Source organism: Baekduia sp., assembly GCF_035996765.1.
Classification (GTDB): domain Bacteria; phylum Actinomycetota; class Thermoleophilia; order Solirubrobacterales; family Solirubrobacteraceae; genus Baekduia.
In genome coordinates this window covers 70,625-83,754 of sequence record NZ_DASYJG010000092.1, presented here as the reverse complement: position 1 = coordinate 83,754, position 13,130 = coordinate 70,625, and the positions used below count along the sequence as shown (strand labels likewise).

Here is a 13,130-nt window from a genome sequence, read left to right as displayed (position 1 = left end):
CCTCGACCGCATGATCGCGCTCGTGGAAGGCGCCGAGCGGCGCAAAACTCCGAACGAGATCGCGCTCAACATCCTCCTTGCGGGCCTCACGATCACCTTTCTCGCGGCCGTGGTCACGCTGCGGCCCTTTGCGATCTACGCGGGTACGCCAACCTCCCAGACCGTTTTGATCGCGCTGCTCGTCGCCCTGATCCCGACGACGATCGGCGCGCTCCTGTCGGCGATCGGCATCGCCGGCATGGACCGCCTCGTCCAGCGCAACGTGCTCGCGATGTCGGGCCGCGCGGTCGAGGCCTCCGGCGACGTCGATGTGCTCCTGCTCGACAAGACCGGGACGATCACCCTCGGCAACCGGCAGGCGACCGAGTTCGTGGCCGTCGACGGGGTCACCGACAACGAGCTCGCGGAGGCTGCCCAGCTCTCCTCGCTCGCCGACGAGACGCCTGAAGGCCGTTCGATCGTCGTGCTCGCCAAGGAGCATTACGGGCTGCGAGGGCGCGAGCTGTCGGAGCTCGAGGCGAGCTTCATCCCGTTCTCGGCGACCACCCGCATGAGCGGCGTCGACTTCGACGGCCGCAGGTTGCGCAAGGGCGCCGCCGACGCGGTCAAGCGCTTCGTGGAAGAGCAGGGCGGCCACGCGCCCGAGCGGCTGGACGAAGAGGTCGACAAGATCGCTCGTTCCGGGGGCACGCCGCTCGTCGTGGCGCAGGACAACTTCGTGCTCGGCGTCATCCACCTGAAGGACATCGTCAAAGGCGGCATGAACGAGCGCTTCGACGAGCTGCGGAAGATGGGCATCCGCACGGTGATGATCACCGGCGACAACCAGGTCACGGCCGCCGTGATCGCCGACGAGGCGGGGGTCGACGACTTCCTCGCAGAGGCTACGCCAGAGGCGAAGATGGCCCTGATCAAGGAAGAGCAGGCGCGAGGCCGGATGGTCGCGATGACAGGCGACGGCACGAACGACGCACCCGCGCTCGCCCAGGCCGACGTCGGCGTCGCGATGAATGCCGGCACCTCCGCGGCCAAGGAGGCAGGCAACATGGTCGACCTCGACAACAACCCGACGAAACTGATCGAGGTCGTCGAGGTCGGCAAGCAGCTGCTGATCACCCGCGGCGCGCTGACGACGTTCTCGATCGCCAACGACGTGGCCAAGTACTTCGCCATCCTGCCGGCGATCTTCGTCGCGACCTACGCCGCCAACGGCGATGCAACCGGACCGCTGGACGCGCTCAACATCATGAACCTCGGCACGCCCGAGTCGGCGATCATCTCGGCCATCATCTTCAACGCGATCGTGATCCCGATGCTGGTGCCGGTCGCCCTGCGCGGCGTGGCCTACAAGGCGGTCGGCGCCACCGCGCTGCTGCGCCGCAACCTCCTGATCTACGGGCTGGGAGGGCTGATCGCGCCGTTCGTGGGCATCAAGCTCATCGACCTGGTGGTCCACAACCTGCTCGGGGCTTGATGGAGACCCGCGGCCATCTAAAGGTGTTTCTCGGCATGGCCGCCGGCGTCGGCAAGACCGTGAGGATGCTCGACGACGGGCGGGCCGAGCTGGAGGCGGGCCGTGACGTCGTGATCGGTCTGTTGGAGACGCACGGGCGGGTGGAGACCGAGCGGCGCGCCGAGGGTCTCGAGCGCTTGCCGCGCCGGCGGATGACCTACCGGGGCACGACGTTCGAGGACCTCGACGTCCCGGCGGTCCTCGCGCGTCAACCCGAGTTGGTGCTGATCGACGAGCTCGCTCACACCAACGCGCCGGGCCTCGAGCACGTCAAGCGCTACGAGGACGTCGAGCTCATCCTCGACGCCGGGATCGACGTGGTGTCGACGATGAACGTTCAGCATCTCGAGTCGCTCAACGACAAGATTGCGGAGCTGAGCGGGGTACGCGTGCGCGAGACCGTGCCCGACACGCTGCTGGCCCGCGCCGACGAGATCGTGCTGGTCGACGTCACGCCCGAGGCGCTGGTGGAGCGGCTGCGTGCCGGCAAGATCTACCCCACCGAGCGCATTGACGCGGCGCTCAACAACTTCTTCAAGGTCGAGAACCTCAATGCCCTGCGCGAGACCGCGCTGCGCCAGGTCGCCGAGAACGTTGAGGCGCGCCGCGTCGAGGTCGACCAGCCGCTCGGGACGCGTGAGGAGCGCGTTGACGCCGGCGTGGCACAGGCCGTCGGCGAGCGCCTGCTCGCGTTGATCGAGCCCTACCCGGGCGCCCAGCGGCTGATCCGCCGCGCGTGGCGCTCGGCCCAGCGGCTGAGCGCGCCGCTGGATCTGCTGTGGGTGGCGCCGCCGGGCGGCGCCATCCCGGACGGTGATGCGGGGGCCAGCCTCCACGCCCTGCAACAGCTCGCGTCGGTGCTCGGCGCGACGCTGCTCGTCGAGGAGGGCGACGACGTCGCCACCACCGCGGCGCGGATCGCCGACGAGCGTGGCATCACCTACATCTTGCTGGGCGCGTCGCGCCCGGCCCGGGGGCTCGCCCGCCTGCGCGAGCCGCTCCCGATGCGCCTCGTGCGGCTGGCGCCGGGCGTCGATGTTCGCATCGTCGCCGACCGCACGCGGATGCGCGGACGGAAAGGACCAAGCACATGATCATCATCGTGGTATCGGTCGCCCTGGTGGCGGCCGTCGCGGGTGGCGCTGCGGCCGGGCGCTGGTACGCACCGCAAAAGCAGCGCCAGCGCAACGGGCGGCCAGAGGCCGTGGGGCGCATCCTGCTGCCGTTCACGGGGACGGCGATCTCGAAGCGGGCGTTCGACGCCGCCGTGCGCCTGGCGCGCGTCGAGAACGCGACGCTCATGCCCTGCTACTTGGCGACCGTGCCGCTGAACCTGCCGCTCGACGCCGCGCTGCCCGCCCAGTGCCTGCGGGCGATGCCGCTGCTGGAGACGATCGAGCAGCGCGCGATCGACCAGGAGGTCGCGATCGACGGGCGGATCATCCGCGGGCGGACCTACCGCGACGCGCTGCGCCGGATCCTCGAGGACGAGCACTTCGACCGCGTCATCGTCTCGGCGACGGCTCACCCGACGGGTGGGTTCGGCGGCGACGACCTCGTCTGGCTGCTGGATCGGGCGGATGCCGAGGTGCTGATTCTGCGCCCGGCGCCCGAGGATCACCGCGAGGTGGCGGCATCGGTGGCCGGGCACTTTTGATGACACGGATCTTCAAGTTGGGGCTCTTCTAGCCGCCGGCCACCTTCGCGACGTAGCTCGCGACCTGCCGGATCTGGGCGGAGCCGAGCTGGTCCTTGAACGCGGGCATCCCGCCGCCGCCGTTGGTGACCTGCTTGGCGACCTGCTTGGCGCTGGGCTTGAGGGTGTCGAGGTTCGGACCGACCTGCCCGTGGGCGCCGGCGGCCGCGAGCGTGTGGCAGGACGAGCAGCCGACCGAGGTGAAGAGCGCGTGGCCGGGGTCGGGGGCAGGCCTCGCGCTATTGCGCGTCGTGTTCGATCCGCCCGATCCCGAGCTTCCGCCACCGCACCCCGCCGCTGCCACGGCAAGAGCGACGCTCACCGCCGCGATACCCGATCGCCTCAGGGCAGCCATGGCGTTACGCCGCGGCCGTTCGGCGACGGGTGGCCAGTGCGGCGCCGCCGGCGATCAAGCCGAGCGCGCCGACGATCAGGGCGATGATCGAGAGCGTGCTCGTCTCCTTCTTGGTGATGACGGTCGTCGCCGGCTTGGTCGCGGCAACCGGGGTGGCGGTGGCGCTCGCGGACGTGGAGGCCACGCCGGTGAGGTTCGCGGGGAGCTTGGCGGGCGGCCCGGCGTCGCCGCCGGTCACGTCGAGCGCCGCGGCGCCCGGGGCGGTGACGTCGATCGTCGGCGCAGGCTTGTCATCGGTGGGGGTGCCAATCCAGCGGACGACGTCGCCGTTGGAGTAGGTCTGGATCGTCGGAAAGCCGATGACCTGGCCTTGCTTGGCGGCGTCGGGCAGGCCGAGCGCGACGGGGAAGTTGCCGAAATCGCCGGGCTTGATCTTGCCGCCGGTGAAGTCGACCTCGGTGATCTCGCTGGTCACGGTGCCGTCGTCGGTCTTTATCGGCTTGGCGAGCTTCTTGGTCTTGGACGAGAAGCTCCAGCCGGCCGGGGGTGCACCCTGGGCGTCGAGCACGCCCTCGGGGAGCTTGACGCGGATCGCGGTGACGCTGGCGTTGCTCTCCTCGTTGGGCACACGGATGTCGGTGGTGACGAACGCGCCCTGAGGGATCGCGTTGGGGTGGAAGCTGACGTGGGCCAGTGCCGCGGACGGCGCCACCAGGATGGTTGCGCCGGCGACGGCGGCCAAGGTGGTGGTCTTGCTCAACATGGAGGGTCCTGGGTCGTGGTCATCGTGGTGGTCGCGGCGGTCATCGGATGTGCACCGTCACCTTGCGCTCGTACTGATCAAAATCCGAGACCCGTGCGATGAGATCCAGCGTCCACGTGCCGGGGGCGCCGAGGATGGCGGCGGGGATCGTCCAATGGCCGGGGCCGGTGTCCTGGACCTGGAGGTCGAGTGGCCCGATGCCCTTGGCGGGCAGGGTCGCGGTGACCGTCAGCTCCTTGACCTTGCTGTACTGCGCGCCGCTCTTGGGATCCAGGAGGTAGATGTGGATGTCGTTGGCGCCGACCTGGGCGGGGTCGACGTCGAGGGACAGCTGCGCGGGGCCGACCGTGCTGGTGACCTGCACGGGCCCGGTGGCGGTGGTCTTGGCCGGCGCGTAGCCGGCCAGCGCGCCGGTGACGGTCAGCACGACGGCGATCGCGGCGACCTCGGCGCGCAGCGTGCGGCGCAGCAGCAGGCCGGCCGCGCCGGGGGTCGCGCCCTCGTCGGCGAGCTGGCGCAGGCGCGGGACGCTGCGCCGGCGGTTGAGCGCGCCGAGGCCGATCAGGCCGAGGATCAGCCCGATCTTGACCAGGACGGCGCGGCCATACGGGGTGTTCCACAGCTCGTTGAACGCGTTGATCTGGATCAGCGCCTGGATGACGCCGGTGGCGGTGAGCGCGACGACGCAGCCCAGCGCGATGGGGGAGAAGCGGGCCAGGCCACCGGCGAGCAGGCGCGTGCGGTCGGCGCCTTGCAGGCGGCGGGTCGCGGCGGGCAGGCAGGTCAGCAGGGCGGTCAGGCCGCCGAGCCACAGGCACATCGCGCTGACGTGGATGACGTTGGCGGGGAGGAAGAGCCAGACCGGATGTTGGATGCTGGCATGGCCGGCAAGTGCTGGAAGAAAGATGAGCGCGGCGGCGGGGATCAACAGGGGCAGCAGCCGGGTGGCACCGGCACGCGGGGCCAGCAGTGCGCCGTCGGCGCCCAGCGAGGCGGACTGCAGGACGGGCGCGCGGGCCGAGCGCGGGGCCAGCACGGTCAGCGCGGCGGCACCGAGCACCACCCACGCGACGGCGCCCGCGGCCCAGATCGTCCCGAAGCGCGTTCCGAGGACGTCGGAGATCACGCTGCCGGTGATCTTCCACAGCGGCACGCCGGCCGACTCGGCGGCCTGCAGCCCGATGCCGAGCAGGGCGCTAGCCAGTCCGAAGCCCGCAGCGATCAGCAGTGCGATCCGCAGCCTGGCGACGAAGGCGCTCGCGGCCTGCTCCCACTCCTCGGTGCCACCGCCCAGGCGCCGCAGCGCCGGCAGCCAGACGGCGAGCAGGAACGCGAGCAGGCCGGCGCCGATCCCGATCGCTCCGTACTGCACACCGCGGGTGACGGCAAAACCCCACGAGGTGACCCGTCCGGTCTTCTGGCCGGCCAGCAACTGGCCGACCGTGGACCCCGCGCCGGCGCTGCGCGCGCCGATCGAGAAGACGAAGCCGCCGGTGACGATGTGCGTGTCGGCCGAGACGACGCGGTAGGTGGCGGTGTAGGTGCCCTTCGGCAGTCCCGTCTTGAGATGCACGGCGAACGTCTTGCCGACGCTGCCGGGATGGTAGGCGGCGCCGTCGTCGACGCGATTGCCCTTGGTGTCGAAGACGCGGACCGCGCCGTCGGTGCCGCTGACCGGCTCGTCGAAGGTGAACGAGATCGCGCTCGGCTCCTTGGCGACCAGCGCGCCGCGCTGGGGCGAGGTCGACTCGAGCTGGGCGTGTGCGCACGCGGAGGCCGGCAGCGCCGCGAGGACGAGGAGCGCTGCGGCGAGTGTGAGCGCGCGCCGTCTCACCACGCCTCTTTCCGCCCACCCGTCCCCGCAGGCTCCGAGGGGTCGACGGCGGTCGGCGCGGTCCCGTCTCCGTCGTCGCCCGACTCGGGTCCCTCGCCTGCGGTCGCCGCGCGGCGCCGCCGCACGGTCACCACAAGCACCGCGCTGCCCAGCAAGATCACGGCGAACGCGATGCCCGCCCCGACCGGGAAGCCGCCGCCGGCCGGCCCGACCCAGAACAGCGTGCCCGTGATGTTGGACTTGGTCGATCCCTCCGAGAGCGGGATCGTGTAGTCAAAGATCTTGGTCTTCTTATGGGTGTCGGTCACCTTCGGCGGCGTGCCCTTGCCGATGTAGTGCATGCGGTGGTCGTGCCAGGTGATCGTCGCGGTCTTGTCCACCGTCTTCCACACCACCGGCGCGCCCTTGTGCGCATGGGCGGGAACGGGCGCGGTGCCGAACTCGTCGTTGTTGAGGTACACGGCCGGCGAGTTGGTGTTCTGCTGCACGGTGCCGTCGGGCAGGATCCGCGAATAGGGCTCACCGTCGTAGCCGTAGATCGTCACCGGCTGCTTGGCGCTGGACCGCAGCTCGTAGAGCGAGTCGTAGCCGATGACCTGCACCTGGACCCCCGGCAGCGGCGTGCTGAGGCCGTGGAAGACCGAGCGGAAGTTGGGGTTGCCGCCGTGGGCGAGCGCGGCGACGGGAACGGTGGCGAGCGAGACCAGTGCGAGGACGGCGATGGTCGTCGCGCGGCGCAGGGAGACGGCGGTCATGCGGATCTGTCCTTAGAAGCAGGGCGGAGCGTGCGATGCCTCGTGCCGGGCACGAGGAGCGACACGACGCCGGGGCCGTCAGCAGGCGACGGTCGGCGTCAGGCTCAGGCGACGAGCAGCGACGCCGGCGGTCCGCGCTCGGCGAGGCGGAAGGCCAGCAGCAGGCCACGGTGGCCGGCGACATCGGGTGCCCGGTAAGGAGCGCTGATCGCGGTCGCGCCGCGCCGTCGTCGCGGTGTCGCGCGTGCTGCGCGGCGAGCGTCGATCACGTCCTCGCCCATGAATCGCCCCATGATCAGCGGCGCGACCAGCAGAACTGCTGGGGCCAACCAGAGCAGGAGCTCGGCATCGACGCCGAGGCGCAGCGCGCTCGCCAGGACCGCCGCCACGAAGGCGGCGCCCAGCAATGCGCGGGATCCCGGCCGGCCGGTCATCGGCGTCACGGTACCGCGACGGCGCCGCGCGTGTGGCGTTTGGGCGTGCCGTCCCGGCATTCCTGGAAGCGGGACGAGGGGACCGGCTGTCTCGGAGAGACGAACGTGCCGGATGCCCCGACCGGGTAGACGGAGGAGATGGACCCCCAGGACCTCACCGGTCGTATCGAAGCCTCCGCCGACCTCGACAACGTATCCGCCTCCGTCGGCGCGCTGGTTCGCAGCGCCGTCCGGCCGGGACCGGTCAAGGATGCGCTGCAGGGCACATGGATGGGTCACGCGCTGCATCCGTTGCTCACCGACATGGTCATCGGCGCGTGGACGAGCGGGCTTCTGCTTGATCTCACCGGCGGTCGCGGTGGCGACCGGCTGGTCGCCGCCGGGATCGTCTGCGCCGTCCCGACGGCGCTGACCGGCGCGACGGATTGGGCCGACGTCGAGACACGCGATCCGGCTGCTCGACGTGTCGGGATCGTGCACGGGTTGGCCAACGCCGCCGCCCTCGGACTCCAACTCGGATCCTTGGTGGCCCGCGGTCGGGGCAAGCGTGCCAGGGGTGTCGCGTTGTCGGTCGCGGCCAACGGCCTGCTCGGCGCGAGCGGCTATCTCGGCGGTCACCTGAGCTACGTGCGAGGTGTCGGCATCGGTGCCCGCGAACCGGGTGGATCGCGGCCATGATGGAGACGACGACGCGTTCTTCAGCGGGACTTGGCGCGCGCCTTGCGCGTCGCGGCGCCGCGTTTGGCGGCCGCTGAGCGCTTGGCCGCATCGCGCTTGCGCGTGGCAGCAGCCTTCTTGCCGGCCTGGCTGCGCTTGCCGCCGTCGAGCACGCGGGCGCGGATCGCGTCACCGGCCTTGTTGAGGTCCTTGAGCGCGTCGCGCGCCAGCGCCTCGGCTTTGCCGCTGCCCTTCTTGCTGGCGCCTTCGGCATCGGCGACCGCCTTAGCGACGCTCTTGCGAAGACCGCTCTTGCGAAGTGTGGTGAACAGATCGTCGGTCTTGGTCATGACCGTGGGGTTCCCCGGGCGCGCGCACGCTACGCGTTCACGGGCGAGGCGTTCTGAGCCGTCCGCTATCTCGCCGGATGCCGGGTCCTGCGCACGGGTAGTGCCTTCTTCTCAACCCCGATCGAAGGAGACCAGGATGGCCGACTTGACCCCGCTGGACGAGAAGCTCGCCGAGGTGCTCGGGCTCGCGCAGGCCGCCCAGATCGCGGCGGACACCGTGGGCAAGATGGAGGACGCCGAGATCTTCTCCGAAGCCCTGTCGCGCATGCGCGAGCAGGCTGCCGAGACCGAGCGGCGCACCGACGAGCTGATCGATGGTCTCGACGGCAAGAAGACCGCGATCCGCGACATGGCGCGCGAGACCAAGAGCGAGGCCACCGACATGATGGAGACCTACCTCGCTGACGAGGAAGAGGCGCTCGACGGCTTCGAGTTCCTGAGCATGGCCGAGGCGGGCGAGCTGTGTCACTGGGAGATCGTCGAGAAGATGTCGGAGACGATCGGCGCCGAGGACGTTCGCGCGCTGGCCGGCTGGGCCGTCGGCGTCCAGCGCGAGCACGTCGAGACCGTGCGCCGCGCGTCGCTGGCGCTCGCGTCCCAAGAGGCGGCCGCCTGACCGAGCGAGACCGTCCTACGCCGGCTCGGGGCGCTCGCCGGCCAGCGTCCCGAGCCGGCGCAGCGCCTCGTCGTTGCGCCGGCGCAGCACGAAGTCGGCGATCGGGTTGTGCAACAGGCGGCTGAAGCGGTCGCCAGGACCTTCGACCATGGTCACCTGGGTGCGGTCGCCAAGGTCGACGAGGTCGAGGACGACGCGCGCGGTGCCCAGCGGGCGAGCCCGTGCCTGGAGCACGAGGTGCACGGGCTCGGTGACTTCGAGGACCTCGGTGTTGTCGTTGAGCTTGAACGGTCCGACCCCCACGCGGTGATGGAGCTTGGCGCCGGCGGCGGGCCATGACGCATCGGCATCGCGGATGCTGTCGGAGCCGACGACCCAGTAGCCGTACCTCTCGGGATCGGCCAAGACGGCGAAGACCTGCTTGATGGGCACCGGGAAGATGGCGACGTTGCGAGCCATGTGCAGTCGCGCTACCCGCCGCCTCCCGCGGTCATGTGCGATCGTCGCGCAACTCGATCTGCAGCTCGTCTTCGGCGGGCTGGCCGGCAGCAAGCTCGCGGCCGCGCTCCAGTTCGGCGTTGAGCTCAGCGCCGAGCAGGACGCTGAGGTTGGCGACCCACAACCACACCAGGAACGCGATCACGCCACCCAGCGCGCCATAGGTCTTGTTGTAGGAGGAGAAGTTCGCCACGTACAACGCAAAGAGGGCCGAGGCCGCCAGCAGCCCCACGAGCGCGACGACGCCCCCGACCGTGATCCACTTGAACCCCGGCTGCTTGACGTTGGGCGCCGCGAAGTACAAGACCGAGAACATCAAGCTGACCACCAGCGCGATGATCGGCCACTTGGCGATGTCCCAGGCGGTCACCGCGGTCGAGCCGGCGCCGACGACATCACCGAGTTGCTGAGCGACCGGCCCGGTGACCACGACCGCCAGGGCGCACGCGGCGATCAGCAGGATCATCACGGTGGTGACGATCAGCTGCATCGGGCGTAGCTTCCAGAACGGCCGGCCCTCGGGGACCTCATAGATCGCGTTGGAGGCGCGCGCGAACGCGCCAACGTAGCCCGACGCGCTCCAGATCGCCAGCGCGATCCCCAAGATGAACGCCAGGCCCGCCCCGCCGCGGCTGCCGGCCACCTGCTTGACGGCGCCCGACAGGATGTCGTTGGCCGGTCCGGGCGTGAGCGCCGCGAGGTTGTCGAGGATCGGCTGCGTCGCCGAGGGACCGATCAACCCGATGATCGACACCAGCGCGATGATCGCCGGGAAGATCGCCAGGACGCCGTAGTAGGTCAGCGCGGCGGCCCAGTCGGTCAGGTTGTCGGCCTTGAACTCCTTGAAGGTGCGTTTGAGCACCGCCCACCACGAGCGGCCTGACAGATCGGTCGGATCGTCTGGTGCGGCGGCGGTCGTCTGCCGGTGACGGGTGAAGCGTCGTTCGGAGGTGTCACGGGACATGCTCACGGCGTCCCCGATGCCGGGCTTTCTGTACCACGGACCGGAGTCGTCGCACGGTGGTGTCAGGTCCGGCGCTGCGGCTCGTGGTAGACGGCTTCGACGTTGTAGCCGTCGGGATCGAGCACGAACGCGCCGTAGTACCCCGCGGAGTAGTCGGGCCGGACTCCTGGGCCGCCGTTGTCGGCGCCCCCGGCCGCGATCGCGGCGTCATAGAAAGCGTCGACCTGCTCGCGTGAGTCGGCGGCAAAGGCCACGTGGCCGCCGGCCGTCGCCGGGTACACGGTCGAGATCGTGAAGTCGTCGATGTCGTCCGGGCCGAACGTCACCTCGCGGGCATCATCGCTCCAACTGCCCTGCTCAACGAATCCGAGCGGGGCGAGCGCGGCCAGATAGAAGCGCCGACTGGCGCGCAGATCGCTGACGCCGATGCTCATGTGGTCGATCACGATGCGTCTGCTGGGCATGCAGCGGGCCTACCCAGGATTCCCGGACCGCGATGCGCGGCCAGACGAGAACCAATGTTTCCCGGTGGACTCAGACAGGGACGTCGTCAGGACACTGTCCCTCGACGAGGAGTCGCATCACATGATCACCCGCATCGATCGGCTGGGCGTTGCCCTCCCGCCCCCATTCGATCCCGACCCCGACGGGGCTGCCGCCGTCCAGGAGCTGATGGGCGGCCGCTTCGGCGAGATGTCGACGTTCATGAACTACACCTTCCAGTCGTTCAACTTCCGCGGCCGGCAAGCCGCACGACCGTTCTACGACCTGATCGCAAACATCGCCGCTGAGGAGTTCGGTCACATCGAGGTCGTCGCCGCGGCGATCAACACCATGTTGACCGACCCGGCGCAGGTTGACGCACAGGCCCCCGACGCCACGTTGGCCAAGTACAAGGGCGTCGGGGCGTCGCACCACTTCCTGGCGGGCGGCAAGGGTGCGCTCCCGGCCGACTCACGCCAGATCCCGTGGTCCGGCGACTACGTCTTCAGCTCCGGTGATCTGGTCGAGGACCTGACCCACAACTTCTTCCTGGAGACCGGCGCCCGCAACGGCAAGTTGAAGGTCTACCAGATGGTCGAGCACCCGGCCGCCCGCGCGCTGACCGGCTACCTGCTCGTCCGCGGTGGCGTCCACCAGGTCGCCTACGCCCGCGCGCTGGAGAATCTGACCGGCGTCAACATGATGAAGGCCTTCCCGGCCCCGCGGATCCCGACCGACAAGATCCCCGAGTGCCAGCCGCACATCAAGAAGGGCCTGCACCGCATCCTTTATCGCTTCTCGACGACCGACTACCACGAGATCGCCGCGGTCTTCAACGGGCCGCACCCCGAGACCGGGGAGGACCTGATCGTCGAGGACGGCCCGCCAGAAGGTGCCCTGGCCCATGACCTGCCGCCGCAGACCGACGTCTTCGCGCCCGACTACGCGCCCGAGGACATCGCCGAGATCGCCCAGAAGCTGCGCAAGGCCGCGGGCTTTGACGAGCCGACCGGCAAGGTCGCCGACGAGTGAGGCGATGACCCGGTAAAACTGCGTCCCGTGCAGGAGAAGCGATCCGCAGCCGATCAGCGTCGTGTACTGGTCGAGACGATCCGCGCCTCGGCGCAATGGCGCCGAGGCAAGGCGGAGGAGTTCAGCGACGACGAGGACGCTCGGCGGCAGAACGCCCGGGCAGATCTGGCCCTGCGCAAGCTCGCGAACTTCGTCGACCGCCTGCCCAATGGCGACCCGGAGCTGAACCTCCCCGCGCTGTCGCGCACCGAAGTGCGAGATGGGCGCCTCGCGCTTGCCGAGGAGGCTCTGGTGCTCCTGTCTCGCTTCGGACTTGGATACGGAGCCTGGAAGTCTGGGCCGCCTGATGAGAAGCAGATGCGCAACGTGTTGCGACGTATGGACGGCATCGAGGCGCGCGAGCGTAAGGCGCGCAAGCAGCGGGCCGAGGCGGGCTACGGCGACGAGTGACGCCGTGCCTCTAGCGCGCTAAGGCCAGAGGCACTGCGCGGTCCAGGCCGTGCCGGTCCGCGTATAGCGCAGCCGCACGTGGCGACGGTTGCGGTCGGCCTGCCAGAACTCGATCTCTTCTGGCGCGATCTCGTACACCGTCCAGTGCTCGGCGACGAGACCGGCGGGGGCCGGGCCGTCGTCCGGCGGCTGCGGGCCGACGCGCGGTTGGCTCTGGCGGGCTTGGAGCGCCTCGGCGCGCGCTTCGGGTGAGCGCTGGAGGAAGTCCTGGGCGCTGACCTCTGGCAGCGCCGGAGCCACCGAGCCACGCACGCGGACCTGCCTGCCTCGTTGCGGCCAGTAGAACGTCGTCGCCGCGACGCCGGTCGCCGCGATCTCCCGGCCCTTGACGCTCAGCCCGCTGGAGGCAAACCGCCATCTGCAGTTCTCGATGCCCTTGAGGATCAGGACCCGCGCGTTCGGCCTGCCGTCGGCATCGACGGTGCTGAGCGTCATGGCGTGGGGCTCGGGAACCGCGTTGGCGATGGCGTCCTCGATCCAGGCGACAAACAGCTCGTCGGGGTCTTCGGGGGCTTGCTCGACGTCGAAGGTCGGAAGGTCGGTCGCGAAGACCTCCAGCGCGCGGAGGCGATCGGCCAGGTCATCGGCGTTCGTCACACCGTGAGTATTCCGGTCGCGCGCGATCGCGAGCAGACGAGCACGCCGGCATCCAGTGACAAGGTGATGGTGA

The 13,130-nt window shown here is 70.0% G+C and carries 17 protein-coding genes; 7 read left to right on the top strand and 10 right to left on the bottom strand.

The window, feature by feature from the left end; translation table 11 throughout:
• From kdpB to VGO10_RS19990, 3 genes are all read left to right on the top strand, one after another.
• A partial coding sequence (gene kdpB / locus VGO10_RS20000; RefSeq protein ID WP_327471745.1) for a potassium-transporting ATPase subunit KdpB occupies positions 1–1,474 on the top strand: 1,474 nt, incomplete at its 5' end.
• Complete coding sequence (locus tag VGO10_RS19995; protein WP_327471749.1) at positions 1,474–2,607, top strand: histidine kinase; 1,134 nt, start codon at positions 1,474–1,476, stop codon at positions 2,605–2,607. The genes kdpB and VGO10_RS19995, both read left to right, overlap by 1 nt.
• Entirely contained in the window at positions 2,604–3,170 is a 567-nt protein-coding gene (locus tag VGO10_RS19990; protein ID WP_327471743.1) for a universal stress protein, read from the top strand. The genes VGO10_RS19995 and VGO10_RS19990 overlap by 4 nt, the downstream gene beginning before the upstream one ends.
• A 28-nt stretch (positions 3,171–3,198) precedes the next feature.
• On the opposite strand, the gene VGO10_RS19985 is transcribed toward VGO10_RS19990, so the two are convergent.
• From VGO10_RS19985 to VGO10_RS19965, 5 genes are all read right to left on the bottom strand, one after another.
• Positions 3,199–3,531 carry a cytochrome c gene (locus VGO10_RS19985; RefSeq protein ID WP_327471741.1) on the bottom strand — a complete coding sequence of 111 codons (333 nt, stop codon included), beginning with the start codon at positions 3,529–3,531 and terminating at the stop codon, positions 3,199–3,201.
• Between the two features lie 37 nt (positions 3,532–3,568).
• A complete protein-coding gene (locus tag VGO10_RS19980) occupies positions 3,569–4,327 on the bottom strand; it encodes a YcnI family protein (protein ID WP_327471739.1) in 759 nt (252 codons plus the stop codon).
• Positions 4,328–4,367: 40 nt separating this feature from the next.
• Positions 4,368–6,161 (bottom strand): CopD family protein, encoded by a 1,794-nt coding sequence (locus tag VGO10_RS19975; protein WP_327471737.1) that lies wholly within the window; start codon positions 6,159–6,161, stop codon positions 4,368–4,370.
• A complete protein-coding gene (locus VGO10_RS19970; RefSeq protein ID WP_327471735.1) occupies positions 6,158–6,916 on the bottom strand; it encodes a hypothetical protein in 759 nt (252 codons plus the stop codon). The genes VGO10_RS19975 and VGO10_RS19970 overlap by 4 nt, the downstream gene beginning before the upstream one ends.
• A 104-nt stretch (positions 6,917–7,020) precedes the next feature.
• Positions 7,021–7,350, bottom strand: coding sequence for a hypothetical protein (locus VGO10_RS19965; protein ID WP_327471733.1), 330 nt, complete (start codon positions 7,348–7,350; stop codon positions 7,021–7,023).
• 138 nt (positions 7,351–7,488) lie between these two features.
• Between VGO10_RS19965 and VGO10_RS19960 the strand changes: the two genes are divergently transcribed.
• On the top strand, positions 7,489–8,028 hold the full coding sequence (locus tag VGO10_RS19960; RefSeq protein WP_327471731.1) for a DUF2231 domain-containing protein: 540 nt from the start codon (positions 7,489–7,491) through the stop codon (positions 8,026–8,028).
• 20 nt (positions 8,029–8,048) lie between these two features.
• Here VGO10_RS19960 and VGO10_RS19955 read toward each other — a convergent pair whose 3' ends face one another.
• Entirely contained in the window at positions 8,049–8,357 is a 309-nt protein-coding gene (locus tag VGO10_RS19955) for a hypothetical protein (RefSeq protein ID WP_327471729.1), read from the bottom strand.
• A 136-nt stretch (positions 8,358–8,493) separates the two neighbouring features.
• Here VGO10_RS19955 and VGO10_RS19950 point away from each other — a divergent pair, with 136 nt between their 5' ends.
• Entirely contained in the window at positions 8,494–8,973 is a 480-nt protein-coding gene (locus VGO10_RS19950; RefSeq protein ID WP_327471727.1) for a hypothetical protein, read from the top strand.
• A gap of 15 nt (positions 8,974–8,988) precedes the next feature.
• Here the strand turns inward: VGO10_RS19950 and VGO10_RS19945 are convergent, their stop codons facing one another.
• From VGO10_RS19945 to VGO10_RS19935, 3 genes are all read right to left on the bottom strand, one after another.
• Positions 8,989–9,432 (bottom strand): SRPBCC family protein, encoded by a 444-nt coding sequence (locus VGO10_RS19945; RefSeq protein ID WP_327471723.1) that lies wholly within the window; start codon positions 9,430–9,432, stop codon positions 8,989–8,991.
• 31 nt (positions 9,433–9,463) lie between these two features.
• Positions 9,464–10,435 (bottom strand): YihY/virulence factor BrkB family protein, encoded by a 972-nt coding sequence (locus VGO10_RS19940; protein WP_327471720.1) that lies wholly within the window; start codon positions 10,433–10,435, stop codon positions 9,464–9,466.
• A gap of 62 nt (positions 10,436–10,497) precedes the next feature.
• Positions 10,498–10,899 carry a VOC family protein gene (locus VGO10_RS19935; RefSeq protein ID WP_327471718.1) on the bottom strand — a complete coding sequence of 134 codons (402 nt, stop codon included), beginning with the start codon at positions 10,897–10,899 and terminating at the stop codon, positions 10,498–10,500.
• 121 nt (positions 10,900–11,020) lie between these two features.
• On the opposite strand from VGO10_RS19935, the gene VGO10_RS19930 reads away from it, so the two are divergent.
• Together VGO10_RS19930 and VGO10_RS19925 are read left to right on the top strand one after the other, a co-directional pair.
• Positions 11,021–11,950 carry a manganese catalase family protein gene (locus VGO10_RS19930; RefSeq protein ID WP_327471716.1) on the top strand — a complete coding sequence of 310 codons (930 nt, stop codon included), beginning with the start codon at positions 11,021–11,023 and terminating at the stop codon, positions 11,948–11,950.
• 27 nt (positions 11,951–11,977) lie between these two features.
• Complete coding sequence (locus tag VGO10_RS19925; RefSeq protein ID WP_327471714.1) at positions 11,978–12,400, top strand: hypothetical protein; 423 nt, start codon at positions 11,978–11,980, stop codon at positions 12,398–12,400.
• 18 nt (positions 12,401–12,418) lie between these two features.
• Here the strand turns inward: VGO10_RS19925 and VGO10_RS19920 are convergent, their stop codons facing one another.
• Positions 12,419–13,057 (bottom strand): pyridoxine/pyridoxamine 5'-phosphate oxidase, encoded by a 639-nt coding sequence (locus VGO10_RS19920; protein ID WP_327471712.1) that lies wholly within the window; start codon positions 13,055–13,057, stop codon positions 12,419–12,421.
• Between the last annotated feature and the right edge of the window lie 73 nt (positions 13,058–13,130).